The sequence below is a fragment of the Pseudoxanthomonas sp. UTMC 1351 genome (assembly GCF_040948865.1).
Classification (GTDB): domain Bacteria; phylum Pseudomonadota; class Gammaproteobacteria; order Xanthomonadales; family Xanthomonadaceae; genus Pseudoxanthomonas_A.
On sequence record NZ_JAVGJT010000013.1, the window covers coordinates 55,768 to 81,194 of the forward strand.

Consider the following 25,427-nt stretch of genomic DNA (forward strand, 5'->3'; position numbering starts at 1 on the left):
GAATTTCCGATATTCCAGGTATTGCGGTGAATAATCTACGACGGCTCGATCTCAACCTGTTGGTGACGCTTGACGTTCTGCTTTCGGAACATAACGTCACCCGCGCGGCGGAACGCCTGAACTTTTCCCAACCTTCGGTCAGCGTCCATCTCGCCAAGCTGAGGGACATCTTTGGGGATCCGCTACTGCTACCCGGACCGCGAGGTATGCGGCCCACCGCCAAGGCTGATGAGCTGCGCGAACCTTTGCGAAAGGCGCTAGAAGCACTTGAACAAGCAGTATCGCCCGCCGGTCCATTCGATCCAGCGCAGGCTCGGCATACGTGGCGCGTTGCCGCAGCCGACTATGGTGAATCGACAGTTCTGTTGCCCGCATTGGCGGGCTTGCGCTCGGCAGCGCCCGGAACCCGGTTAGCTGTCGTACAAATGGTTCCAGCGCGTATCGCCAAACAGGCCGAACAGGGCGAGATCGACCTTGCCTTGCATACCACCGATGGCGCTCCTTCCGGATTGCACCAGCGGGCGCTCTTCACCGAACGGTACGTCCTGGCCGGGCGCGCGGGTCACCCGCGCTTGAAACGACGGCCCACGCTTTCGCAGTTCTGCGAACTTGAGCATGTGGTGGTGTCACCGGACGGCGGCGGCTTCCGCGGCATCACCGATGAAGTGCTCACCGAAGCCGGCTTGGCGCGTCGCGTGGTGCTTTCCGTTCCGCACTTTCTTTTCTTGTTGTCGGTATTGGCAAACACCGATCTGGTAGCGATGCTGCCTTCGCGCCTGATTCGTAACACCAGTGCGTTACGAATCGTCGAGCCACCCATCGACATACCCGGCTACGAGATGTCCATGCTCTGGCACGAACGCCGCCACCGCGATCCCGCGCATCAATGGCTGCGCGAGCATATCGCGACTTCGGTGTGATCCGTCTGTTTGGGTAGCCCGGGTAAGCGAAGCGCACCCGGGGACGCTTCACGCGGAAATTCCTCGTTCCCCGGCTGAATAACGGTATCTACTCGCTGCGGTTGTTCGCTATCTGGTCGCGCTGCGACGGGCTCTTCATTGCGGACGCTGAGCCGCTATCGAGGCGCGGTGCGGCCTTTGGCCTTACCCGGGCTACGGCCAACCGGCCGACGTCTGCTTTATTGCTCCGGCGCCCACACAAAGCTTTCGCCCTCTTTGCGAACATGGCCAAGACCCGGGAACGGAAAGTGGACGGAGTAGATGCGCAGGTTCTCATCGGCGGCGCGTTGCAGCAGTGCGCGACGGCTCGCTTCGGCGGTGGGAGCATTTTCGTCATAGGCGATGGTCCACTCGGGGCGCTGGACCGAAATCACGTAGTGGTGCGCCGAATCGCCGATGTAGAGCAGGCGCTGGTCGCCCGAGGTAATTTCATAGGCGCTATGGCCGGGTGTGTGTCCGTTGACTGCGACCGCAGTGACCAGGCCGGGCAGGATGGCCGCCCCAGGCTCGAACGTCGCCACCTTTGGCGTGATTGCCGAGACCAGATTGGACGAATCGCGATCGGCCTTGAGCGCTTCCCATTCCGGTGCCGAGAGATGGACAGTGGCGTTTGGGAAAGCAAGTGCGCCATCGGCCAGTAGCAGACCTCCCGCGTGGTCCTGATGGCGATGCGAAATGAAAATATCGGTGACCTGGGATGGCTCGACGCCGGCGGCAAGTAGCGAAGCCGGCAGTCGGCCGGCCTTGGCGAACGAGGCATCAGCCGCTCCGGTATCGAACAACAAAACCTGCGAATCGCTCCGGACCAGCAACGGCTGGATGCTGAGATGAAGCACATCGGTCGGTTGGCCCGCAGCGGCGAGCACCGCGGCTACATCACTGGTCGGCCGACCTACACCGAAGGTTTTGCCATCGTTGGCGGCGTTGATATCGCCGTCCTTCAGGGCAACCGCGTCCAGTGCGCCGATCTTGAAGCGGAAAATGTCAGGGCTTTGAGAAGTCTCGGCGCTCTCGGTAGGAGGAGCTGCCGGCGGGGCGGTTTCGGTTTCCTGGGAAGGCTGCTCTTGCGAACATGCGGAAAAGAGCATCACGGGAGCCAGAGCGGCAAGCAGGACGAAGGCTTTGTTAAGGATCATGGGGGATCGCCTGAAGGGGGATTCGTTGTAACTGTAGCGCGACAGTAATCCATCGGCGATAAACGAAATGGACAGGCGCCGTAAGTTTTTGTTTCAACTTACGACAGATCCGTCGTGACCAGCCATTCGGCTATTGAAAAGCGCTTCCGGCGCAGGCTGGGACCCAGCGCATTTGTGCCATTTTCCGGCAAAAGCCAACGACTTAATGGCTGATCAAATTTCGCCATCCGAAGCAGAAGACACTGGGTCCCGGCCTGCGCCGGGACGACGGAGGACGACTCTGGACAATCGATGCGCATGCGCTCTGGCTCCTCGCTTCCACTGGCGGCTACGATTCGATGGCGATGGCGATGTCGATTCCCGGCACCCTACTTCGTCTAATAGAAATAACCCAAAGAAAACCCCAGGACTCGTCATTTATGAATAGCCCTACGACCGCTTCTTCCATACCCATGGACCGCAACTGGCCCCTCGTTGCGGCGGGGGCGCTGATGGGCTGTGTGGGCGCGGGCGTGGTGTTCGCGTTGGCGGTGCTGCTGCAACCCATGAGCACCGCCACCGGTTGGTCGCGCGCCGGACTTTCCAGCGCGATGACCCTGGCCTTTATCAGCCTGGGCTTTGCCGGTTTCGGCTGGGGCATGCTGAGCGACCGCTATGGTCCGCGGGTGGTTGTGCTCAGCGGATCGCTGTTGCTCGGCTTGGCTTGCGTCTTGGCGAGCCGCGCCGGCAATCTGCTGCAGTTCCAACTCGCCTACGGTGTATTGATGGGCGTCGCCGTGGCGAGCTTCTTTGCTCCAGTGATCGCAGCCACCGCAGCATCATTCGAACGCCGTCGCAGCCTGGCGATATCGCTGGTGTCAGCCGGCGTCGGCGTAGCACCCATGACCATGTCCCCGCTGGTGGCGTGGCTGGTCAGCCACTACGACTGGCGCACCACGTTGCTGATTGTCGGGTTACTCGCCTGGGCGCTCACCTTGCCGGCCGTATGGTTCGTGCGCGCCGCGTCCGTGGCAACGGCGACCAGCGCTGACGACAGTCAGGTCGCGACCCAAAGCTTGACCGCCGGACAAGCGCTGCGATCCAGGCCCTTCATCATATTGGCGGTTACGTACTTCGCGTGCTGTGCCGCGCACTCCGGCCCGATCTTTCATACCGTCAGTTACGCGGTTGGTTGCGGCCTCAGTGTGACCGCCGCCGTCACCATCTACAGCATGGAAGGCGCCGCCGGACTCGGCGGCCGTCTGCTGTTCGGCGTTCTCGCCGACAAGGTGGGCGCCAAGCGCGTGTTGGTGGCCGGCTTGCTGATACAGGCGTTCGCGGCAGCCGCCTACCTGCGCGTGAACCAGCTCGACGGCTTCTATGCGGTAGCCATCGTTTTTGGCATGGCCTATGGCGGCACCATGCCGCTCTACGCCTCACTGGCGCGTGAAGCGTTCAGCCCTCAAATTCTGGGCACGGTGTTGGGCGCGGCCACCCTGCTCTCCAGCTTGGGCATGGCGTTCGGTCCATTGGCAGGTGGTTGGCTGTACGACCGTTTCGGCAGCTACACGTGGCTGTACATCGGCTCGATGGCGGTGGGACTGGGCGCGGTGGCAATTGCGCTGATGTTCCCGTCCGCGCGGCGGCGGAAGGACGATGGCAGCCTAAGTCCGATCCTGCAAGATGGATGAGCTGAAGTAGTAGTCGGTCCTACGTGGCCGACGCGCGCACTACCAGATCCATGCGTCGGGGGGATGGCCCCGACCTACCTCGACCTTCTTTCACGAACGGAATCGCCTGCTGCAAAAACTTCATTGGTCGCGCCGTACCGACTGGGCAACACTTCGTTCGCACTGTTGTTCCACGTCACCGATATAGGCCGCCGAATGAACCGATTCATCCTTGCGCTGGCAGCTTGCCTCACCGTATTGCCAGCGATAGCCGCCGATGTGGTCTTCACCGAAGTGCGCTATACCGGTGATGACGGCGGTCCATTGGTCGGCCCAACGCAGTACCGAAATCCGGTTGTCGCCGGTTTCTATCCGGATCCGTCCGCGATTCGCGTGGGTGACGATTTCTATCTGGTTACCTCTACGTTCGGCTACTTTCCCGGTCTGCCCGTCTTCCATAGCCGTGACCTGGTGTCCTGGCGCCAGATCGGCAATGCCATCGACCGCACCGATCAGATCGACTACGGCAAAGACGAGCTGACGCGGGGACTGTTCGCCGCCAGCATCAGTTACCACGACGGCACGTTCTATATTGCCAACACCTGCTTCTACTGCGATGGCGGCAACTTCATCGTCACCGCGAAGAATCCCGCCGGCCCATGGTCCGACCCGGTGTGGCTGGGGTTCGAAGGCATCGACCCCTCGCTGTTTTTCGATGATGACGGTACTGCCTGGATGCTCAACAACGGCATCCCCGAGGGCAAGATGCGCTACGACGGGCACCGGGCTATCTGGATGCAGCGTTTCGACGTGGCTACGAACAAGATGGTCGGCCCGCGCAAGGTACTGGTCGATGGCGGCGCCGATCCAGCCAGCAAGCCGGAGCATGTCGAAGGCCCGCATCTGTTCAAGCACAACGGGTACTACTACCTGACCGCCGCCGAGGGCGGCACCGGCGAGCAGCATGCGCAGATGATCTGGCGAAGCAAGCACGTCGGCGGTCCCTATGAACCTTGGTCCGGCAATCCGTCGCTGACGCAGCGCGACCTGAATCCGGCCCGCGCCAATCCGATCACGTCGACCGGACATGCCCAGTTCGTCGAATTGAAGGACGGCTCGTGGTGGGCGGTATTCCTGGCCACGCGTCCCTACCGCGGCAATCAGTACAACCTGGGCCGCGAAACATTTCTGTTACCGGTGACTTGGCGTGATGGTTGGCCCATGGTCCTGGCGCGCGGCGAACCTGTTCCCGTTGTGCTGGAACGGCCCGCACTGCCGCGTAGCCCCCAATCCGTACCGACCGGCGGTCCGATCGAATGGACCGAGCGCTTCACCGACGACAAACTGCCACCGCAATGGATGACGATCCACCCGCCGAAAAACGCGTGGTTTCGCACCGGCAGCAATGGACTGAAACTCACCCCCTCGCCCGCACCGCTGGGCGAGCAGGACAGCGGCAGACAACCCGCCTACGTCGCCCATCGCTTGCAGCACCACCGCGCGACGATATCGACAACGCTGGCACCCTATCAGCCAATGCAGGGCGAGTTGGTGGGATTGGCGCTGCTGCAGAACGAGCGCTACCACTACGTCGTTGGCTTGGAAGGCGATAAGAATGGGACGGCAGTAGCGTTGTATCGCCGTGCCGGAAAAGATCAGCCTATAACCGGAAAGCGCCTCGCCCGCATCGACCTGCCAACGTCAAAGCAACCTGTATCGCTACGTTTTCAACTCGATGGGCCACGTCTGGACGTTTTGTACTCCGTGGTTCCGGACCAGTGGAAGCCACTGGCAACCAACCTGGATGCCAGCCTGCTAAGCACCGACGTCGCCGGCGGATTCATCGGCGCGACCTTCGGACCTTACGCGCTCCGCCCGTGATCGATTCGCTTGCCTGAATTTGGCGACCAGGCTCCAACCCATTGCAGGAGCGACGTAAGTCGCGATAAGACTTTATCGGCAAAGCCCCATCGCGACTCACGTCGCTCCTACAGAACAAACAAAATCTGCTGCACTACGAATCGTTACGCAGCGTTTACCAACGTATGGAGATACTCGGCCCCGCTCGAATGCCGCGGGACCAAATCGCACCGGGCGTAGGCAATGTCAGAAGGACCGTGCTTATGAACGATCGCAACTACGCCATCATCGAAGCGCCATCCAATCTGGGGCTCAGGCCAACCGGCGTCGAATTATTGCCCCAGGCGTTGTTGCGCTACGGGCTGGCTGAACGCTTGCAGGCTCGTCATGCCGTCCGGCTTGATGTGCCTCGGTACAGCGATGCGCGTGATCCGGACACGCATACGTTGAATGCGCAGGCGATTGCCGACTGGTCGCCGAAACTGGCGGACGCTGTCACCGATGTGCTCGATCGGGATGAGTTCCCTGTCGTGCTGGGCGGCGATTGCTCCATCCTGCTTGGAACCTCATTGGCATTGAAGCGTCGTGGCCGCTACGGGCTGATGTTCATCGATGGCCACGCCGATTTTTATCAACCGGAGGCCGACCCCTATGGCGAAGCCGCTTCGATGGACCTGGCCTTCGCGACGGGACACGGCCCTGCCCTGCTAAGCGATATCGAAGGCCTCGGCCCATTGGTACGCGAAGAGGATGCGGTTGCTTTCGGTTTCCGCGATGCCAAAGACCAGGCCGAGTACGGCAGCCAGCCGTTGCCGGACGATCTGCTTTCCTACGATTTGGCCAAGGTCCGCGAACTTGGCGTAGAGGCCGCCGCCACCGCAGCAGTAAAGCATTTGACGCGGCCGGAGTTGCAGGGATTCTTCATTCATGTCGACGCCGATTGTCTGGACGACGATGTCATGCCCGCGGTGGAATATCGGTTGCCCGATGGTCTTTCGATCCAGGAACTACGGCGAACATTGGAGATCGCACTCGCCAGCGGCAAGGCACTGGGCATCGAGGTTACCGTCTACAACCCCAATCTGGACAAGGATGGCGAAGCCGGCCGCAGGCTTGTTGATGTGCTATCGGATGCGCTCTCGCACCCTAGCCAGGTCAACGCCGCACACTGAGCTCCGCTGACAGGTTCTAGCCGAACGCCGCGCTGGAGCTGAGCGGCCGGTCTTCAGCGGACGAATCCCGTGGCAGGTCCACGCCCTGCGTCGAAGAGGCCGCGGGGTTCGCAGCGGGGTCATATTCGCCCACCGGATGAACGCCTACTACGCTGGGTTCCACAAAGCATGGGAACACCAGCAGTCCCAGCGCAAGCCAATACGTGTGCATTTGCATGTTTGATCCCCTTTGGCAGAAGAAGCAGCCCACTAGCCCGGAGCGCCCATCGCCGGCGCATTCTAGTGGGTTTCCAGGCTGGTGTCCTGATGTTGAAGGCGCTCCTCGATGACGACGTCCATTCAGGCCTGGAAGGCGGCTCAGCCAGGGCATGCCGGATGGCGGGCGGCGCACCTCGCTTATGTCCCCGGACATCGGTCCCTACGCGACGACGCTGTGCGTCGAAACCTCATCGACTGCCGAGAAATGTCCACGCAGTTCGCGATTGAAGTCCGCCCAACGCTCCTCCGGGAAGAAGATACGCGCGCCTTCGAGATCGACCCACCGCCGGGTTCCAGGAATGGTCTGCCGCAGCCAGCGCGACCATTCCAGCGGGAAGTACACGTCGTCGGTACCCCAGGCGATCAGCGTGGGTGTCTGCAGCTGCCGCAGCCCATCCTCGACAGCCAGCGTGTGGCGGCAATCGAAAGCATTGACGAAGCGTTCCAGTTCCTTGAGACGCTTGGGGGAGTCCAGGAACGGCCCGATATAGGTTTCGATGATCTCGTCGCTCAGGTCCTGCGGACGCTCGTACGCGGGCGCCAACGCGTCTCGGTACACCGCCTTGTCGGCGCGCATGGCACGCAGCGTGCCTTCCAGACCACCTGCCGCCACCATCGCGACAAAGGGCTGGAATGCCTCCGGCGGCCAGTTGTCATGCGCATCGCAGTTGGTGAGTGTCAGACTGCGCAACCTGTGCGGATGGGTCGCCGCGAAGATCTGGCAGATGCCGCCACCGCTGTCGTTACCGACCATATCCACCCGGTCGATCGCCAGCGCATCCAGGAACTGCACCAGCATAGTCGCATTGGCGGTAACGGATACATCCTGCCCGTCGTTGGCCTCGGTATAGCCGTGCGCCAGCAGGTCCACCGCAATGCACCGATGCGTGTCGCTCAGCTCCGCCAGTTGATGGCGCCATAGATAACCGTTGAGCAGCACGCCATGCACGAACAAAGCGGTTGGCCCACTACCACGTTCGACGTAACTGACCACGCCCGAAGGCGTGGTCACGGTCTTGCGCTCTCCGAAAAATTCACGCGCGTCCATTACTTGCTTGCCTCGGCTTCGCCGAGCTTCTGCGCGCATTCCTCGCAGCAGACTTCAACGGTGCGTCCGCCAATGGTGACCTTGATGGCGTTGTCGTCCAGCGGGTAATCGCATGCGGCACAGGTTTTCTCGCTCATTTCCCTTCTCCAGTTCGCCCTCGGCTCGGGCATGCACAGGAGACCATTGCGCTAACTTTGTTGCTGTCGAAATCTTTAGCGAAATGCGTGGGTGGAATGCTTACGCGCTCTTGGAAAGCGCCTCAGCGCGGAACTGTGTTGGCGTACGTCCATAGGCCTGCTTGAAAGCGGCCGCGAAATGGCTGTGGCTTGAGAACCCGAGATCCATCGCCAGCGTCGACATGTCTTCGCAGTGCGCCAGCCGATCGAGAGCACGCGCCAATCGCAACCGCAAATGGTACCGATGCAACGGAATGCCTTCGACCTGCTGGAACGCCTGGGTCAGATACACCGGAGAACCGCCGATTTCCGCCGCGATATCGGCCAGCTTCCATTGGCGGCCAAGGTCGTTTGCGAGCAATACCTTCACACGATCTACCAACCTTCGCCGGCTCTGCGTGGCGCCGGTGGCGTGAGCCGTGCGCGGGCCCAGGCTGCGGCAGATCAAGGTCAACGCCAAGCCCTCCGCTTCCATGGATTCGATGCTTCCATGGCTCAAGCTATGGCGCAGCAGTGCCACCAGAGCTTGTGCACGCGGATCGATGCGCAACGACTGCACGCGCAAGGTCGGCTCCTCCGGCCGGTTCAACAACTCCACGGGCACCAGTTCGCGCAACAGTTCGGGTGCGATGGCGAGCGAGAGACATGAGTCTCCGCCATCCACCGGGTGGCTGACCTGGTAACCCTCGCCCGCATTGAAGAACAGTACGTGATTAGCGTCGGCAACGGATTGGTCGCTACCTACATGACGCAGGTACAACCCACGATAGGGAAACACAATGTGCGTGGTGCGCGCGCACTCCTCAGCGCTGCGGTGACGGCAGTGACCCTGGCACAGGACGTCGTTCACCGAAATGGTGCCTGTATCCAGCAGTGGATGAATCACAAACTCCGACATTGCAACCGGTCCATGTGGCAGAGGTCCGCGCCCGCCCGAACGGCTTATTAGAACCGGACCCGCGACCGGACACTATCGTAATCTTTAGACGCTTGGCCACCGAGTAACTGCGTAGCCCGGGATGCAGTGAAGGGCATCCGGGATCACTCTCCGCAGCCAGCGTTCCCTTCATGCCATTGCCACTGGTTATCCGGCTTTATCGACCAAGTCGCGAATATATGCCTCCAAGGTTATCGAGCCCCGCAATGCGTCGTCGGGCATGTCAAAGCCGCTGTCGACACTGACTGCGGTCATTCGCGCATACGACTCTGCCGCAGCCTCGGAGAAACCGAGGGCACGGTAGGCCTCCTTCCAGTTATCGCGTGGCGTGACCTCGACTTCCACTGGCCGGCCGAGCGCTTCCGAAAACGCATGCGCCACGTCAACTGAGGAATAGCGCCGGGGCCCCTCCACGTAGCGGATGCCGATATCGTCGAGGGGAGACGTTAGCCTCTGGGCTGCCACATCACCCAGGTCGCGCGGAGCGGCCATGGGAATGGCCAAGTCGGCGGGAAGCATCGTCGGCAGCTTGCCCGCCCCTCGGACAGAGTCCAGCAGACTATCCCAGTTACTCATGTAGTAAGCCGCGCGATTGATCGCCGCCGGAATCGATAGCCGTCGCAGCCCTTCTTCAAGCTCCCACAGAACACTCAAGTCGCCGATGCGGCTGCCGGGCTGCGCGCCGCCGGTCGATTCCGCGACGACTTTCTCCAGCCCTGAACCTTCCAGCGCAGAGAGAATGCCAGCCACCGTCCGTCTCTCGACCACATCGGTGTCAGTCGTGATGTCCGCAGGGGGATTAAGTAGAAAAGCGCGGCTCCCGCGCCGGAATGCAGCGCGCAGTGAGGCAGCATCGTTGACGTCCGCCTCAGCGATCTCGGCTCCTTTCGCACGCCACGCATCCGCGCGGTTCGCATCGCGCGTGACGATGGTCACCCGCTCGCCACGAGCGAGCAGCGTCTCAGCCGTCGCGGAGCCAACATGTCCCGTTCCACCCATGATGACGTACATCCGTATGCCTCCTACTAGCCGCAGTCGGAAGAAAGTTTCCATAGTTTGCACGTCGGTGCATGGGTGAGCGGGTGAAGAACCCTACGCTTCGCGATATGCGGTGGTGCAGGAGGTGGCATCATCGACCCGTGATCACCAGAAGGAGCGCAAGACCATGTCGTTCGATCTCAGTCTCTCGTATCCGCAATGGCAAGGGTCGGGCCGGCACCAGAACCTCCCGCGCGGTGCTGAAGCGGCCGCTGCGGTATGCGCGCGGTATGCGCCCTTGGCAAGCGTTCCACTGGCGGATGGCCACGTGGAGACGGCTCACGGCGTAAATCGTTGGGACGCGATCTTTGCGCAATTTCGCAGCGCCCAGGACATTCTCGCGCGCTCCGGCGCTCGGCGCGTATTAACCGCCGGTGGCGATTGCGCGGTCGATGTCGCGGTGATCGATTATCTGCACGGCGTGCATCCAGACCTCCGCGTGATCTGGATTGATGCCCACCTCGACGGCAACACGCCTGAAACCTCCCCTAGCGGCAACTTCCATGGCATGCCGGTAAGCGCGGTCCTGGGGCGCGCACCCGAGCCGATGCGTCCCTTCCTGGGCACGCCGATCGATCCAGCCCGCTTCCACTATTTCGGCGTCCATGTCGGGGACGATGGCGACTGGGCACTGCAGCGCGAGATGGATTTGAAACTACTGGATTCACAGACGCCTATCGACGGCCCCGTGCATATCCATTTCGACCTGGACGTGCTCGATCCACGTGAATTTCCTTTCGTCGCCTACCCCGATGGCCGCCTGGGAATCGAAGACGCCATCGCCTTGCTCAGCCGTATCGCGCGCGAAGCCGACGTAGTCGGCTTTACCGTGACCGAATTTGCCCCAGCGGATGACGAGGAAGCCCGCGAAGGCAGTCAGGTGATTGGAAGGCTCTGCGAGGCGGCCGTTGGTCCGGAACTGGCGCGCTAATCCAGGGATCGCCAAACTACATCCAACGGCGAGTTATCGCCGCTGGATATCAAGCGAAGTCACCTGCCATCGTACGCGGCGTGAAGCGCGGCGATGTCGAGCTTCTTCATCTTCATCATCGCCTGCATCGCTCGCGTGGCTGCGTCCCGGTCGCGGCTGTTGTACATCTCGATGACCTGCGGCGGGTATATCTGCCATGACAGGCCGAACTTGTCCTTCAGCCAGCCACAGGGCCCTTCGCTGCCGCCAGCGCTGAGCTTGGACCAGAGTTCATCGATTTCGGCTTGCTCTTCGCAGGCGACCATCAGCGAAATCGCCTCGGTAAATGGGAAGCCCGGACCCGCGTTGAGTGCCAGCAAGGGTTGTCCCTCGATTTCGAACTGAATCGTCATCACCTTGCCCTTGTGCGAGGGCACTGCGTCACCGTAGTGCGAAACTTCCAGGATGCGGCCGCGCTTGAAGATCGACAGGTAATGCGCCACCGCCTCCTCGGCATTGAAGTCGAACCAGAGGCATGGGGTGATCTTGGCTGGGGCGTTCATGGGCAAGGACTCCTGGGTGTGTAAGGGCGCAGAACCGCGCGGGTGTAGTGGGACGACGATCCACCAAACCCGAATTCGACATCATGGTCGTGGGAAACCGACGACTGCTTCAAGCCGGACAAAATCGGATCTGGCCCCGTTCAAGCGCCGAGGCAGCTCTATGCAACGGAAATGCCTTGAAGACGAAAGAACGACAACGGGTCAGAACAACCACGCTGGAAGATGATCCGGCCGTTCTGGACGTGGAAGAATCCGCAGACAAAGCCGAAAAACCATGGGTGCCGCCGGGTCGTTGAGGCCAGCGCTGTTGAACTTCAGAATCAGCGCCTGGTAGCGCGGCTCATTTGGCTTTGGCTGCTTTCACCGCGCCTTTCGTACTCTTCGATGTGTTCAACGCCACGGCTGCGCGAATGAGCGCCTTGAAGGCTTTCTCATCGATCTTGTCGTCTTCATGGATGTCGATGGCGCGCCGTGTGCCGCCATCAAGGCTGGAGTTGAAGAGGTTGGCAGGATCATCCAAGGAGGCGCCCTTGGCGAAAGTCATCTTCACCTTGTCCTTGTACGTTTCACCGGTGCAGATGATTCCCGCGTGCTCCCACACCGGAACCCCCAGCGGGTTCGATGGCTTAATCCACTTCACTTCTTCGACGATTTCCGGGTCGGCCTGCTTGATGAGGCCGCGGATGCGGGAGAGGATCTCTCCGCGCCAATCGGCCAGTCGCCCGATTTTCGTGTCGATCAGCCTGGAGGGGGAATCTATTAATTGTTCGGCCATGGTGTCGCTCCTTTACATGATTGATGTAGACCTGCGCCGAGACGGCTGCCGTCACTCTTGTGCGCCGGAACTTCGGCCACGGCGCCACTTGGCGACATAAGGCAGGACGAACATGTACCACCCCGTGAGCAGGAGCAAGCCTAACGGGAGCAGCGCCGCCACGCCCGCCCAGACCGGATAGGGCTCTTGCCCTACGACAAAGAAATTGGCGATAAAGCCAGCAGTGAAGGCAACAGCCAGCCAGCGATGGATCCGACGAATCCAGATGTTCAATGGAATCTCCCGTGAAAACGCCCCAAAGCGATCATCGCCGCGCCTCGACCATCTTCCACCCATTTCCGGATGGATCGCGAAAGTTCGCGTCGACGTTGCCATAGCGTTCCACCGGTTCCTGCGTGAACTCGACACCGCTGGCACGCATTTTTTCGTAAGCGCTGCGGCAGTCATCGACATTGAGGACGAGCGGTGGCATGGCACCCTTCGCAACAATTTCATTCACCGTCTGAGCGGTCGATGCGTCGAGCACCGGCGCCTGAGGTTTGAACAGGCCCAGCTGGAAAGACGGCTGGTCCGGATGATGCACCGTCAGCCAACGGTAATCGCCATTGCGCGCGTCGGTATGGACGTGGAATCCCAGCTTGCCGACATAGAACTCGAGGGCTTCGTCCTGGTCGCGAACGTACAGCCCCATCACTCCAATACCCTGGCTCATGAAACCTCCGATTTGTTTTGGGACGCCTTTGTAGCACCCGCGTCCTGCCTCCGCTTCTCCGAAACTGCGGTCGTGAGACCGGGGCGGTAGGCGGCGCTGATGTAGCAAGCCGGCACTCGCTCGAGTTCCTGCCGGGCGGCTTTTTCGCGCGCACGCAGCTCACCGGGGCTTTCGCCGGTGACGTCGCGGAACGTGCGCCCGAACGTACCCAGGCTGTTCCAACCCGTCTGCAGTGCGATATCAAGAATAGGCATATCGGTGTCGCGGAGGAGAGCCTTGGCCCGCTCCAGCCGACGCGTGAGCAGGTAGCGGTGCGGCGGGACGCCGAAAGCCTCTTTGAACGACCTCGCGAAATGGGCCTCGGAGACACAGCTCACCGACGCCAGCCGGCTGACGGGCCACTCCTCGTGCGAGGCGGCGTCCATCCGGTCCTTCGCGCGCAGCAGGCGGCGCAGCAGCTCGGGGTCCTGGCTTATCCGTCCCGGCAGCTGTTTGCGCTCGGGCCCTGTTTCCATGGGCAAAGGATCAGGCGCCTTCATCGAAATCCGCGCCCCCGCTTCCGCTCACGCGCACATGCAACCGCACCCAGGCCGCTCACATTCTTTCGCCTGGCAACTGGCTGGCTTGCTTGACCCAATCGGCGAACTGAGCCTGGTCGAACGAGTCGTCTTCGTGAATGTGGAAATAGCGCACGTCCTTGTGCTTGGACTCGACAGTTGGAGCCGGATCCAGCGAGGCGCCGCGGAAGAACGCCACTTTGATGTACTTGTCGAAGCAGTGAAAGCTGAGGAACCAGCTGTCATCTTCTATGCCATAGAAGGGCGAATTCCATTTGACCGCCTTGCGCACTTTGGGAACAGTGCGCGCGATGATCGCGTCGAGGTGTTGCCCGACTTTACTTTTCCAGCCCGGCATCGCCGCAATGTACGCCTTCACGGGCGCGTCGCCGTAGCCTTTGGGGATCTGTGGGTTACCGCCTGAGAGAAGCGCCGGCTTCTTCGCGGCCACCGCAGGGGTCTTGCTCTTGCTTGCGCTAGCCTTGGGCGATGCTGCGCGCGCACGCGATGGCTTCTTCATCGTTTTGGCGGGTGTCTTCGTGGACTTGCGGGCGGGTGACTTGGCTGCGGTTTTGCTCGGTTTGGCTGCATTCGTGGCGGCACGCTTCGTCGCAGCTTTCTTTGCCACCTTCGCGGGCTTCTTGGTCGTCTTGCCGGTCATTGTCATCACTCCGACGGATCTCTATCCGTAACCAAAGATGCCTGATTATAGGAGTTGTCCTGAAGGGCTAGTGCCCGGGAGCTACCCGACAAACACGCACCTTCCGCCACGTCTCCTCGCCTTCGTAGGAGCGCCGTCCCGGCGCGAGCTCCTCGCTTTTATCGCGATCTGACGGGAAGAGCTCGCGGCGGGACGCCGCTCCTACAAAAGCGAAGGCTCCGCGGCCCTGTAGGAGCGCCGTCCCGGCGCGAGCTCCTCGCTTTATCGGGCATGCGTAAGTCGCCGGCAATAGCCGGCGACTTACGTACAATCCATTGATGAAACGCAGTCGCTGCCTTACGGCGTCAACGTCAGTGCATTCGCGGCGGTGATGATGCCTTCGCCGGTGGCGTTCTCGTCCCAGCAGACCTCTTCCGACGCACCGCCTGGCAGCGACAGCAGCGCGCAGCCTTCGCCCATCGGAAGTGCCGCGGTTTCCAGGATGTCCTCAACGTCGGCCTGCAGCAACGTCGGGTTTTTCTGCAGCATCAGTGCGGCAATGCCTGCCACGTGCGGCGAGGACATCGAGGTGCCGCTGAGATAGAAGTACGACGTCTTGCCGCTCTGCGTCTGGTACGGACCCACGATCCATGAGCCGGGTGCTACCACGTCCAGGTCCTGCCCCGCCAGTTCACGGCTGGAAAAATCGGCGATGTGGAAATCGGCAACTGAAGTGGGATTAGGAACGTCGTCTGCGTTCCACCAGTTGTTGGGGTTGCCGTCCGCGCCCGGTTTCCACTGGCCGTTCCACCCCGATGCGGCGACCGAGATCACTGGCTCGTAAGCACCGGGATAGCCCATGCCGGCCTCGCCTTCATTACCCGCCGATGCAACGATGATGACACCCTCGCTGATCGCGTAATCGATCGCGGCTTTTTCAATGGCATCCAGTTGCGATCCGCCCAGGCTCATGTTGATCACTACCGGGGCGTCACCCAGCGCGCCGCTGGCCTTGAGGTCGGCGACGTACACAATGCCGGCCGCGACCACCGATGACCAGCCTGAGCCGTTCTGGTTCAGTACCTTGACCGGGATGACGGTCGCCAACGGTGCGGTGCCATTGATAGGGATGCCATTGAGGCTGTAGCCCAGGATGGAACTGGTGACATGAGTGCCATGCGAGTTCTGGTCGTGTTCCCACTTGTTGGGCGGCTCGGACACGTTGCCGTTTTCTCCGCCGCCGCCGTTGAAGGCCTTGGCGAACTGACTGGCGATGCGTTCCTGCGGGAAGTATTGCCGCCATGAATCGAGCAATCCGGTGTCGAGCACCGCGACGTAGATGCCGCTGCCGTCATACGGAATAGTGCGCCCCTGCCCCAGGTTGGTGACGTCGACGGCGTCCTGGTCCCACGTGCTGAGGCCGTTGACGAAACTGGGGACGCTGACGGTGTCCACCGGTGAGCCCTTGCGCTCGGCGTCAGGATTGGCGGCCAAGACGAACGGAAGCGCCCGGACGTCGTCCAACTGACTCTCCGTAGTACGCAACGTGACCGCGCCAATCTCCCCCAGCACCTTGCCCACGGCGCCATGGGCGCTCAGCTGCGTCAGGACCGCAGGCGATGGATCGGTATTGAGCAGCACGTTGACGCCAATCTGGCGAGAAGCGGGGGCGGCTTGCGCGGTGGCAGAGAACAGGCATGCCAGAGCCAGAACGTTCAGAGCATTCTTGATCACGGGAACCTCCTCAATTGAGCCCGTCGAACGGGCATGAACAGGACATTCTTGCTACGGAGCAAACGCAGCCAAGGCGGCCGACCGCTTCCTGTGGCTGATTCCCAAGTGAGTTCCCCTAACCGATGCGTGCGCTCTCCGAGCCGGGAGGATGCGCGCGCGTTTGTTGATGCGGCGTGATTGAGCACAGCACCGCTTTATGCAAGACGTAGGCTGATGCGGCAGGGCACAAAACGGGAAGTAACTGCGAATACACCGGCATTTTTTCCTCCCCACCGTGCGCTGCGCACACTGCGCCGCTGCGTAGGCGCTGGGGGTTCGTCATTGCCGTTGCTTTTCTGAAGAGCAACAGCAAATCCCCCTCAAATGCTTTTCAACCGCCGAATGGCGGGTCATCCCCCCTTTAAAAAGGGGGAGGCAAAGCAGGACCTCTGACCTCTGACCTCTGACCTCTGACCTCCGGCCTCTCGCCCCTTCGCCCTTCGCCCACCAGTCCTACCTAACCTTGACGATGACCTTCCCTCTCGCGTGTCCCTCTTCGACGTAGGCCAACGCTTCTTTGGTCGCTTCAAAGGGAAATATCCGGTCCACGACCGGTCGTATGTGTTCGGCATCGATAAGTGAACCGATCTCGCGTAGTTGCTCTCCACTCGCTCGCATGAAGAGAAACGAGTAATTCACGCCAAGACGCCTTGCGCTTTTCCTGATCCGGTAGCTCAACAGACGCATCGCCAGTCGCAAAATGCCGTTGGCGCCCGTTTCCCTGGCGAAGTCTGGATCGGGAGGACCGGAGATCGAAATGACCTTTCCGCCAGGCTTCAGTACTCGCAAAGACTTTTCGAGCACTTCTCCGCCTTGCGTGTCCAGAACCAGGTCGTAGTCACGCAGGATCGTCTCGAAATGTTCTTTCCTGTAGTCGATGACGATGTCCGCGCCCAGGTCCTTGACCCAGTCGAGGTTCGCCGTGCTGGTGGTCGTGGCCACGGTCGCCCCAAGATGCTTCGCCAACTGGATGGCAATGCTTCCGACACCACCGGAGCCCGCGTGGATCAGCACCTTCTGCCCGGGCTTCACATTGGCTTTTTCGACCAGCGCCTGCCAGGCGGTCAAGCCGACCAGCGGAAGGGAAGCCGCCTCTTCCATGGTGAGGCGCGCGGGCTTGCTCGCCACCGCGTCTTCTCCCACGGCGATGAGCTCGGCAAAGGTGCCGATCCGATTCGCATCGGGTCGCGCGTAGACCTCATCGCCCGGCTTGAATCGCCGTACTCCAGAGCCGATTCGAATGACCATGCCGGCCAGATCATTGCCCAGGATGAGTGGCAAGCGATAGGGCAACAGGGCTTTCAGCTTTCCGTCCCTGATTTTCAGGTCGAGTGGATTGACGCTGGCGGCGTGTATCTGGATCAGTACGTCTTTGTCGCGCAACGCCGGCTCCGGCATTTCGCCCGCCCGCACAACCTCGTTTTTTCCATAGCGGTCGATGACGAAAGCTTTCATGGCGTTTCCTTTGTGAACGGTAGAAGACGAAGCGGACACCAGGCGGTTACGTGCTGGCTCCGACAACGCGAGGCGGCGGCGCCATGGTGTCGAGCCTCATGTCTTTCCGAATGCCGGCATCCAACATGCCGGCAGGTGCAAACCTGCGCAGTAGTCGCAGGCGATTGGCGAGTGTGCCTGCCGTGTACCGTAGCTTTGGCCGGGCGGCGGTGGCTGCTTTCAGAACGACGTCGGCGACCACGGCCGGCTCGTCGGCACCTTTCATCACCTCGCTGATCACGTTGTCTACGAGTGCGCGGGTTTCGCGATACTCATCCAGTGGCGCATCGGGGGCAAGGAAGTTCGCGTCGAACTGCGTCTTCGTATAAGCGGGCTCGACAACCGATACCCGGATGCCTCTTGTGCGCAACTCATGATCGAGGGATTCCGAATAGCCTTCAACCGCATGTTTCGTTGCGGCATAAAGGGCGCCAAAGGGCATGGGAAGAAAGCCAAGCACCGAGCCGATGTTGATGATCCGGCCGTGGCCCTGCCGCCGCATATGAGGCACGACGGCACGCGTCATCCGAACAAGCCCAAAGAAATTGGTCTCGAAAATCGCCTTGGCTTGTTCGATCGAACTCTCCTCCGCTCCGGCAGGCGCGACGCCGAAGCCGGCGTTGTTCACCAGCAGGTCGATGCGGCCTTCCCGTGCGATGAGTTCCTTCACTGCGGATTCGACCGACTCATCGCTCGTCACATCGAGCGGCAGCATGGCGAAAGACAGCTGCCCTGACTGGGCGCCGCGTCTGCTGGTGCCATAGACCTTGTAGCCCGCAGCTGCGAGCCGCTGCGCGGTGGCTTTGCCGATGCCCGATGAGGCGCCTGTGACGAGAGCGATGGATTCTTTGATGTTCATGGAAGTACCTTTGATGAAGTGGGTGGCAAGCACCGCCGTGTGGTGCTCGCCGAGTCGGATTGAGCGCTTTCATGCGCATTTATATGATGTTCGTCATATTTAAAAGCAAGCGTATAGGACACACGGTCGAGCGATATCAGCTGTCGGTTGGAGCGAGATTCTTCAGCGTTGCTTCGCGCAGCGCGTCGGATAGCTTGGGGTCGTCGACGGCACGCGCCAGCGTCAGTGCGCCGACCATCGCAGCGACGGTGAACAGCGCGTGCTCGTGCGCGCCTGGCTGTCCCCAGTCGGGCGATTGGCGGGCCACGAGGTCGATCATTTCCTTGATGCGCCGTGTGGCGGCGCGCCGCACTTCGGGTGTCTGGCGCGGAATTTCCGAGCCTAGCGCGGCCGTTGCACAGCCTGCCTCCACCGCTTCGACGTGCATCTTGGAAAGGTAGGCCTCCATCATCGCCTGGAGCACTCGGTCCGGTGGCGTAGTGCTGACGATACGCTCCATCATGGCCACGCTTTCGCCGCCGGCCCGGTCGGCAGCCTCCGCAAGCATTGCCTCGCGCGACGGAAAGTGCGCGTAGAAGCCGCCATGCGTCAGGCCAGCGTCCTTCATAATGTCGGCGACACCGGCACCGCCGTAGCCATTGCGCCGGATGGCGCGCGCGGCAGCATCGACGATGCGATCGTGCGTGGCTTCCTTGGATCGGGTCGTCGTGCGCTTCATATGACGCGCATCATACACCTGTCAGCCGGGAGCGCAACCCCTATCTCCGGCCCAGGCAGCGTTGGCTGATTCCGCCCTACCCTGCACCGTCTTGGTCCGTCGTCCCGCGATTCGCAACGACCTCATCAATCGATAATGGCGTGCGGTACGAAGCGCGACGTGTCCTGGGTTATCAGCGTGGCGTCTTCGCGCACGCCGACACCGCTGGCGCGGTCGGCCACGATCCAGCTGCCTACCAGGGGATAGTTGCCATCGAACTGCGGCAGCGGATGGTAGGCCTGCACGATCGCCGGGCCGTTTCCATACGGGCCAGATGTGCCGAAGCGTTCGCCCGCGGCGGTCACCACATCCACATTGGCGCCTTCGCGCGAGAACAGCGGCTTGCGCACGAATCCCGACGCCAGTTCAGCGCCCGGGCTCGCCTCGAAATACGCTTCCAGCAGATTGGGATGACCACGATGGCGTTCCCAGAGCAACGGCAGGATGCCCTTGTTGCTGAGGATGGCTTTCCACGGTGGTTCCAACAGCTGCATCTTGTTGGCGATCAGGCTGGGGCCGAATTCCTCTTCCATCATGAATTCGAGCGGGTACAACTTGAACAGCGTTTGGATCACGTTGTCGTCGCGATCCGTGAACCAGCCATCGGCACTCAGGCCGATGTCTTCCACCGCCACCAGCGCGGTGTCGATGCCTACCTGGTTCGCGCAGTCACGCAGATATAGCACCGTCGCCTGGTCTTCGACCGACTCGCGCACCGCGGCGAAATGCACGCGCTTGCCGATGCGCTGCTGAAGTGCGAGCGTGGCGAATGTTTCGCACAGTGCTTCCTGCACGCTGTTGTACTGATCGGTACCCGCCGGTAGCGCCTTCGCTTCGATCTGCTGTTCCAGCCATAGCCATTGGAAATACGCTGATTCGTATAGCGACGTTGGCGTGTCGTAATTCAGTTCGTACAGCTTGGCCGGGCCGTTGCCGTCGTAGGCCAGATCCAGGCGGCCGTACAGATGAGGCTCGTTGTTGCGCCAGGACGCCGCTATCCAGTCCCAGTAGTGCCGCGGGATATGCAGCGCGGTCAGCAGTTCCTCGCTGCCAACCACCTCATCGACCAGCGCCATTGCCATGTCGTGGAGTTCCTGGCTGGGCTGCTCCAGGTCGTCTTCAATCTGGCGCAGAGTGAAGGCGTAGTAGGCCGACTCGTCCCAATAGGGTTCGCCGTCGATGGTGTGAAACTGGAAGCCGAGTTTTTCGGCTTGGTTTTTCCAATCCGGCCGTGGGGTAATGGGAAGGCGTTGCAAGGTCAGCCACCGAATCCGCGCGAACCGAACGCGCTGCGTGCCGCGGAGCTGGAACCAAAACCCGAACGCGATACGGTGATGGCCCGCGCTGGCGTGGCGATGCTGCCGCGTCGGCCAGTCACGGTGCCGGGCTGCCGGCTGACCATGTCGCCGTTCGGATTGATGTAACGGCCGCGGTAGTCGCGATACAGGGGCGCAGCGCCGGACACTCCGCGCAACGCGCTGTTGCTATTGAATCCACTGCCCAGCATATAGCCCAGCAAAAACCCGCCCATCGGTGGGATGTAACTGGTGCGGCCTTCTTCCTGCACTGCCTCGCACCGGCCGAAGTCCTGCTCGCATTGCACTACATCGTCGAACCTCGGCGCCACGCGCTGATGTTCCGCGACGGCCTGGTTGTAAGCCGCCTCGCACTGCGCCACATCGACCTGTTGCGCCTGGCAGTCGGCAATCGAATCCAGCACAACGCCGGTAGGTTCCCCCGAACCGCACGCTGCCAACCCAGCCGGCACGGCGACAGCCATCAACGTCAGCCTGAGGTGGCGGGAACGTTTCATGGCGCGCTCCTGCATGACGGGCTCCTTCATGATGGGCTCCTTCAGGATGTGCTCGTTCATGGTGTGATCGCGGCCGCGTTGACCAGCCCGACACTGACGGCGATGGCCGCGCTGAAGATGCCTGCGGACATCACGTTCTCGTCGATCTGGCTCGATAGTTTTCCGCTGGCGATGCGTGCTATCACGAACGCGAGCACCTGTACGATCGCCGCCACCATGCCCCAGATCAGCGCGTCAAGCAGACTCACCGAGTGGCTGATGGCCGAATGGATGGGCAGCGCCAGGCCGATCAAGCTGCCTGCGAACGCGACCGCGGCGGCACTGTTGCCGGCACGAATCAACTTGATCTCGCTGTGCGGCGTCACCAGCAGCACGATGGTCGCCGCGACGAACAAGACCGCCACGCCGGCGCCGAAATAAGTCAAAAAGGCGAGAAAACTTTCAAGGGTGATGGCCTGCTGCATGGATATTCCTTTGAAGTGGATGGTCGGCGCTGATCGATAGATATTAGCGTTGCATGATCGTGGGGGGAGGAAAAAGCTAAAAAGCAAATCCCCCCCAGATGCTTTTCAACCGCCGAATGGCGGGTCATCCCCTTTAAAAAGGGGGAGGTAAAACCTAGCCTTCCCTACTTACCATTTACCACTCACCATTTACCGCTTCAGGTGCAGTCAGCCATGAACAAGCGCCGACGAAGTTTTCAAGTGATGTCGATGTCGGCCGTGGTCAGATCCATGCCCACTGAATAGGTAATGCTGAATTCGTTGGGCCCGGAATCCTCGGCCGACACCAGCAGGAACTCCTCGCGCGACAGTTCCGGCACATCGCGGCTGTAGAGCATGGCGTAGTGAGTCAGATCGTCATCACGGCGCGCGGGTTCATGCCGGTACAGTACTTCGTCGTAGACCATCGCGGGAATGCGCTCGTCGCCTGCGGTGCTGTTGGAAACACGCCACCAGCGATGGCCGGCGTATTCGATAGTGGCCGCACCCAGGTGATCGCTTTCCATCACGAACGCGCGGAACGCATCCTTGGTGGGCGGGTTCACCGTTTCATGAAACACGAAGCCCTTGATGGCCTCGACATCGTCGCCCACCGTGCTGACCTGCAGGAATGCGTCGTCATCGAGGTAGAAGCGATGCAATGCGTAGCCATCGCCCAGGTTCACGTGGCCGTAGCACGGCACGCCCTGGTAACCGGCCGGCAATTCCTCGGTCATCGCGCCGGGCGCGATGCTGTACAAGGTGCGGTCGAACTGAATGCGCCCGCCAATGCGCAGACCCAGCGGCAACGCATGCGGCAACGCATCCGGATGTGGCAAGGCGGACGCGGCATCGGCCGGCGCGCGGCCCAGCAACTTGTCGAAGAACCTCACTGGTTATTTGCGCTCGCCGAACAACGATTCGGCGGCCAGCAGCTTCTGCTGATCAGGCGTTGCCGCCGATGCATCGACGATCGTCGCCCTCTGCGGACCACGCAGGCGCTCCAGAATGTTGTCGACATTGGCGGGGTCATTCACCAGTCCTGCGTTCGCCAGCCGCGCCTGCAGGTCGCCATCGCCGGATTCGTGCTCCAGCTGCTGGGCGGCTTCCATCCGCGCGCTCTGCTCTTCCTGGCGCTGCTTGATGCGCTCCAGCGAATCAAGCGCGGTGCCGATCTTGCTGTTGGCGCCGGAATGGCGCGCAGCCACGGCGGACTGGGCACGCTGCACGGCTTCGGTGGCCTTGACGGTGTTGATCTGCTGCTTGAGCCGGGTGAGCTGGGTTTCGGTATTGCGGATGGCGGTCTTCAGCGAAGCGATGCTGGTGTCCAGCCCTTGTACGTTGGCGGCTTCGCTTTGAAGGTCGCGCTCCACGTCGGAGAGCTTCGCTGCCACTTCGCGCGCGAGATTCTCATCACCCTTGGCCAGCGCGCCCTGCACATAGCCTTCGTACTCCTTGCGCTTGGCCAGCAACGCGCTGCCCCGGTTAGCCGACAACTGGCGCTGCGCCATCACCCGGGTCAGCGCTTCCTTCGACTTGGCCAGCTCGGTGGCGCTGTCGCGCATTTCCTGGTCGAGGATGCGGATCGCGTTCTTGTCGACCACGGCTTGGCCGGCTTCCGTGGCCGTGCCGCGGAACAAGGTGAATATCTTGGACAGGATGCTCATGCTTTCACCAAAAAGGGCTTGAGGGATTCGATGGCGTCGATGGCGTTGATGCCCAGCGTGCGGATTTCCAGGACGATCTGCGTCTCGGTGGAATCGGCCGACAGCTCACCAAACACCACGTAGACGTCCTGCCCGTCCACCGTACTCAGACCCAGGTTCGACAAAGGGTTGATGGGGTTCATACGCAGGCAGGCGTCATTGAAGGCGGCGCGGTCCTGAACCTGCGCGCCCGTGACTAGCGGCGTGGACACGTAGATCTGGTCTTCACTGAGGACCAGGGTGATCTCCAGATCGCCGGCTTCGGCCAGCACCACCTGCAGGGCATTCTCGGCATCTTCCAGCACGGCTACATTGGCGCCGCCGAAATTCTCGGCCAGGCGCTGCTGCAGTTGTTCAATGGTCCAATGCGACATGGGTTTCCTTGTCTATACGGAGAAGAGCGGGCGTCGATTATGCGATACCCGATGTTACATCCGGAAATGGGGCCGGGACGCCGGTTCAACAAGGCGTGCTGCCTACCTTTTAGAAGCATCCACCTGGTCGATCCGGCGTGGAATCAGGCACCGGCTGCTTCCTCACTTCACATAGAGCCCTTGCACCCGCCTGACCGACGCTTGCCCTCGGTTCCGGGGCCTAATGAGCTACGCGCAATTCCCGCTCCAGGCCGCGCGAGCGGACTACGTTCATGAACAGAGATGCCCGATTTCGCCCACCGGGAATGGCCCGCGTTAGTTGCGGTGATCGGGTTGTTCGTGGAATGGAGCGAGGAGGCCGTGGTATTGCCCGTAATTCTCACTGCGCTGTGGCTCGCGTCGGCCTGACTGTTTCGAATGGCGGCACGGGAGGAACTGCGGCGTGCGTAGAGCCGCGATCCTAATGTCGACTGTCAACCGTCATCGCGGCGGTGCGAACATCGCCATCTCTTGTGGGAGCGACGTGAGTCGCGACCGGAAACATCACGGTCGCGACTCACGTCGCTCCCACAAGATACGAATCGGCACTTTAGATATGAGCTTGATTAACCCCGACTCGTTTGGACGCGATGTTCACGCCCTACTCCCGCACCATTGAATCTCATGAGCGCAGAGGCGATTTCGATGCGGGATAAACAATCGATCCAACACCGCTGGGCAGACATCGACGGCATCCGGACCTTCTACCGGGAATGCGGTCCGGCCGATGCGCCGGTTCTTCTGCTCCCGCATGGTTATCCGTGTTCTTCCTATCAGTACCGGCGGCTCATGCCCGCCGTTTCCGATCAATGGCGGACATTGGCGCCCGACTATCCCGGCTTCGGCTACACCGAAACTCCGGAAGAATTCCAATACGACTTCGACGGCTACGGTCGCTTCCTGATCCGCTTCGTGGAAACGCTGGGCATTTCCCGGTACGTAATCTATCTGCACGACTATGGAACCTGGATCGGCTTGCGGTTGGCGATGTCGCGACCTGACGCTATTGCGGGCCTGATCATCCAGAACGGCGACCTTTACGAAGATGCGCTCGGCCCCAAGTATGGGACGCTACGGAAGTTCTGGACCAACCCGTCGGAAGAGACACGCAAACCTCTTGTGGACGCCATCAACGAGGAAGGCTTCCGGCACGAGTTCGTCGGTGAGGTAGAACCTGAGATAGCGGAGACCGTACCGCCAGACCTCTGGAAGCTACATTGGCCGCTCATGGATACGCCCAAGCGCCGCTCCATCGCGCTGGGCTTGATGGAGCGTTGGAAAGCCAACGCCGATTTGTTTCCCAAGTTCCAAACCTATCTGCGCGAGCACAAGCCGCCCACGCTGATGGTGTGGGGTCCGGAAGATGGCTATATGCCTGCAACTTCCGCCCAGGCTTACCTACGCGACCTGCCGGATGCGGAACTTCACCTGCTGGACGGCGCAGGCCACTGGCTTCTGGAAACGCATTTTGAGCAGGCGTTGTCGCTCATCGAGGTGTTCTTGGGGCGAGTTCGTGCCGAAGGAAAAACATAAAGCTATCTTGTGGAAGCGACAAGGAATTCATCCGTACTTTCGTAGAGCCGAGCTGCGCCCCGCGATGGCTCCGAATCAGTAGCAATGAGGCCGTCGCAACGGCAAGCGATAACGAGTAGTCGTATGGCACTTCTCGTAGAGCGAGCTTGCTCGGCGGAATGCTCTCGAAGACCTGTGCAGGCTAAAACAGCGGAGCAAGCTCCGCTC

At 61.2% G+C, this 25,427-nt stretch carries 29 protein-coding genes; 7 read left to right on the plus strand and 22 right to left on the minus strand.

The window, feature by feature from the left end; translation table 11 throughout:
- Positions 1-26 precede the first annotated feature (26 nt).
- Positions 27-920, plus strand: a complete 894-nt coding sequence (locus AB6O04_RS10130; RefSeq protein ID WP_368563749.1) for a LysR family transcriptional regulator — start codon at positions 27-29, stop codon at positions 918-920.
- Positions 921-1,138: 218 nt separating this feature from the next.
- Here AB6O04_RS10130 and AB6O04_RS10135 read toward each other — a convergent pair whose 3' ends face one another.
- Positions 1,139-2,095: an MBL fold metallo-hydrolase gene (locus tag AB6O04_RS10135; protein WP_368563750.1), complete on the minus strand. Its 957-nt coding sequence runs from the start codon at positions 2,093-2,095 to the stop codon at positions 1,139-1,141.
- Between the two features lie 419 nt (positions 2,096-2,514).
- Between AB6O04_RS10135 and AB6O04_RS10140 the strand changes: the two genes are divergently transcribed.
- From AB6O04_RS10140 to AB6O04_RS10150, 3 genes are all read left to right on the plus strand, one after another.
- Complete coding sequence (locus AB6O04_RS10140; protein ID WP_368563752.1) at positions 2,515-3,765, plus strand: MFS transporter; 1,251 nt, start codon at positions 2,515-2,517, stop codon at positions 3,763-3,765.
- A 195-nt stretch (positions 3,766-3,960) separates the two neighbouring features.
- Complete coding sequence (locus AB6O04_RS10145; RefSeq protein WP_368563955.1) at positions 3,961-5,625, plus strand: glycoside hydrolase family 43 protein; 1,665 nt, start codon at positions 3,961-3,963, stop codon at positions 5,623-5,625.
- Between the two features lie 242 nt (positions 5,626-5,867).
- Entirely contained in the window at positions 5,868-6,776 is a 909-nt protein-coding gene (locus AB6O04_RS10150; protein WP_368563753.1) for an arginase family protein, read from the plus strand.
- Positions 6,777-6,792: 16 nt separating this feature from the next.
- Here the strand turns inward: AB6O04_RS10150 and AB6O04_RS10155 are convergent, their stop codons facing one another.
- The 5 genes from AB6O04_RS10155 to AB6O04_RS10175 form a co-directional block, all read right to left on the minus strand.
- Positions 6,793-6,993: a hypothetical protein gene (locus AB6O04_RS10155; RefSeq protein ID WP_368563754.1), complete on the minus strand. Its 201-nt coding sequence runs from the start codon at positions 6,991-6,993 to the stop codon at positions 6,793-6,795.
- Between the two features lie 201 nt (positions 6,994-7,194).
- Positions 7,195-8,046, minus strand: coding sequence for an alpha/beta fold hydrolase (locus AB6O04_RS10160; protein WP_368563755.1), 852 nt, complete (start codon positions 8,044-8,046; stop codon positions 7,195-7,197).
- 35 nt (positions 8,047-8,081) lie between these two features.
- Positions 8,082-8,219 (minus strand): hypothetical protein, encoded by a 138-nt coding sequence (locus tag AB6O04_RS10165; protein ID WP_368563756.1) that lies wholly within the window; start codon positions 8,217-8,219, stop codon positions 8,082-8,084.
- 100 nt (positions 8,220-8,319) lie between these two features.
- The gene (locus AB6O04_RS10170) at positions 8,320-9,156 is read right to left on the minus strand and encodes a helix-turn-helix transcriptional regulator (protein ID WP_368563757.1); all 837 of its coding nucleotides are present in this window, start codon (positions 9,154-9,156) and stop codon (positions 8,320-8,322) included.
- A 186-nt stretch (positions 9,157-9,342) separates the two neighbouring features.
- Positions 9,343-10,206, minus strand: a complete 864-nt coding sequence (locus AB6O04_RS10175; RefSeq protein WP_368563758.1) for an NmrA family NAD(P)-binding protein — start codon at positions 10,204-10,206, stop codon at positions 9,343-9,345.
- A 154-nt stretch (positions 10,207-10,360) separates the two neighbouring features.
- On the opposite strand from AB6O04_RS10175, the gene AB6O04_RS10180 reads away from it, so the two are divergent.
- Positions 10,361-11,164 carry an arginase family protein gene (locus AB6O04_RS10180; protein ID WP_368563760.1) on the plus strand — a complete coding sequence of 268 codons (804 nt, stop codon included), beginning with the start codon at positions 10,361-10,363 and terminating at the stop codon, positions 11,162-11,164.
- A gap of 59 nt (positions 11,165-11,223) precedes the next feature.
- On the opposite strand, the gene AB6O04_RS10185 is transcribed toward AB6O04_RS10180, so the two are convergent.
- The 16 genes from AB6O04_RS10185 to AB6O04_RS10260 form a co-directional block, all read right to left on the minus strand.
- Entirely contained in the window at positions 11,224-11,706 is a 483-nt protein-coding gene (locus tag AB6O04_RS10185) for a VOC family protein (RefSeq protein WP_368563761.1), read from the minus strand.
- A 340-nt stretch (positions 11,707-12,046) separates the two neighbouring features.
- The gene (locus AB6O04_RS10190) at positions 12,047-12,481 is read right to left on the minus strand and encodes a DUF1801 domain-containing protein (protein ID WP_368563763.1); all 435 of its coding nucleotides are present in this window, start codon (positions 12,479-12,481) and stop codon (positions 12,047-12,049) included.
- 51 nt (positions 12,482-12,532) lie between these two features.
- Positions 12,533-12,754 carry a hypothetical protein gene (locus AB6O04_RS10195; RefSeq protein ID WP_368563764.1) on the minus strand — a complete coding sequence of 74 codons (222 nt, stop codon included), beginning with the start codon at positions 12,752-12,754 and terminating at the stop codon, positions 12,533-12,535.
- Positions 12,755-12,785: 31 nt separating this feature from the next.
- A complete protein-coding gene (locus AB6O04_RS10200; RefSeq protein ID WP_368563765.1) occupies positions 12,786-13,193 on the minus strand; it encodes a VOC family protein in 408 nt (135 codons plus the stop codon).
- The gene (locus AB6O04_RS10205) at positions 13,190-13,669 is read right to left on the minus strand and encodes a helix-turn-helix domain-containing protein (RefSeq protein ID WP_368563956.1); all 480 of its coding nucleotides are present in this window, start codon (positions 13,667-13,669) and stop codon (positions 13,190-13,192) included. The genes AB6O04_RS10200 and AB6O04_RS10205 overlap by 4 nt, the downstream gene beginning before the upstream one ends.
- A 118-nt stretch (positions 13,670-13,787) precedes the next feature.
- Positions 13,788-14,411 (minus strand): DUF1801 domain-containing protein, encoded by a 624-nt coding sequence (locus AB6O04_RS10210; RefSeq protein ID WP_368563766.1) that lies wholly within the window; start codon positions 14,409-14,411, stop codon positions 13,788-13,790.
- A 336-nt stretch (positions 14,412-14,747) separates the two neighbouring features.
- Positions 14,748-16,124, minus strand: a complete 1,377-nt coding sequence (locus tag AB6O04_RS10215) for a S8 family serine peptidase (RefSeq protein ID WP_368563767.1) — start codon at positions 16,122-16,124, stop codon at positions 14,748-14,750.
- 492 nt (positions 16,125-16,616) lie between these two features.
- Entirely contained in the window at positions 16,617-17,618 is a 1,002-nt protein-coding gene (locus tag AB6O04_RS10220) for an NADP-dependent oxidoreductase (RefSeq protein WP_368563768.1), read from the minus strand.
- A 46-nt stretch (positions 17,619-17,664) separates the two neighbouring features.
- Complete coding sequence (locus AB6O04_RS10225) at positions 17,665-18,516, minus strand: oxidoreductase (protein WP_368563769.1); 852 nt, start codon at positions 18,514-18,516, stop codon at positions 17,665-17,667.
- A 136-nt stretch (positions 18,517-18,652) separates the two neighbouring features.
- Positions 18,653-19,234, minus strand: coding sequence for a TetR/AcrR family transcriptional regulator (locus AB6O04_RS10230; protein WP_368563770.1), 582 nt, complete (start codon positions 19,232-19,234; stop codon positions 18,653-18,655).
- A gap of 125 nt (positions 19,235-19,359) precedes the next feature.
- Positions 19,360-20,529, minus strand: coding sequence for a glutathionylspermidine synthase family protein (locus AB6O04_RS10235; RefSeq protein WP_368563771.1), 1,170 nt, complete (start codon positions 20,527-20,529; stop codon positions 19,360-19,362).
- Between the two features lie 2 nt (positions 20,530-20,531).
- On the minus strand, positions 20,532-21,086 hold the full coding sequence (locus AB6O04_RS10240; protein ID WP_368563772.1) for a DUF1190 domain-containing protein: 555 nt from the start codon (positions 21,084-21,086) through the stop codon (positions 20,532-20,534).
- A 56-nt stretch (positions 21,087-21,142) separates the two neighbouring features.
- A complete protein-coding gene (locus AB6O04_RS10245; protein ID WP_368563774.1) occupies positions 21,143-21,550 on the minus strand; it encodes a DUF350 domain-containing protein in 408 nt (135 codons plus the stop codon).
- A 236-nt stretch (positions 21,551-21,786) separates the two neighbouring features.
- Positions 21,787-22,443 carry a DUF2491 family protein gene (locus AB6O04_RS10250; RefSeq protein ID WP_368563957.1) on the minus strand — a complete coding sequence of 219 codons (657 nt, stop codon included), beginning with the start codon at positions 22,441-22,443 and terminating at the stop codon, positions 21,787-21,789.
- Between the two features lie 21 nt (positions 22,444-22,464).
- Positions 22,465-23,235, minus strand: a complete 771-nt coding sequence (locus AB6O04_RS10255) for a PspA/IM30 family protein (protein WP_368563775.1) — start codon at positions 23,233-23,235, stop codon at positions 22,465-22,467.
- Positions 23,232-23,648: a YjfI family protein gene (locus AB6O04_RS10260; protein ID WP_368563776.1), complete on the minus strand. Its 417-nt coding sequence runs from the start codon at positions 23,646-23,648 to the stop codon at positions 23,232-23,234. The genes AB6O04_RS10255 and AB6O04_RS10260 overlap by 4 nt, the downstream gene beginning before the upstream one ends.
- Positions 23,649-23,930: 282 nt before the next feature.
- On the opposite strand from AB6O04_RS10260, the gene AB6O04_RS10265 reads away from it, so the two are divergent.
- Complete coding sequence (locus AB6O04_RS10265; RefSeq protein ID WP_368563777.1) at positions 23,931-24,056, plus strand: hypothetical protein; 126 nt, start codon at positions 23,931-23,933, stop codon at positions 24,054-24,056.
- Positions 24,057-24,332: 276 nt separating this feature from the next.
- Positions 24,333-25,220 (plus strand): alpha/beta fold hydrolase, encoded by an 888-nt coding sequence (locus tag AB6O04_RS10270; RefSeq protein WP_368563778.1) that lies wholly within the window; start codon positions 24,333-24,335, stop codon positions 25,218-25,220.
- Positions 25,221-25,427 lie beyond the last annotated feature (207 nt).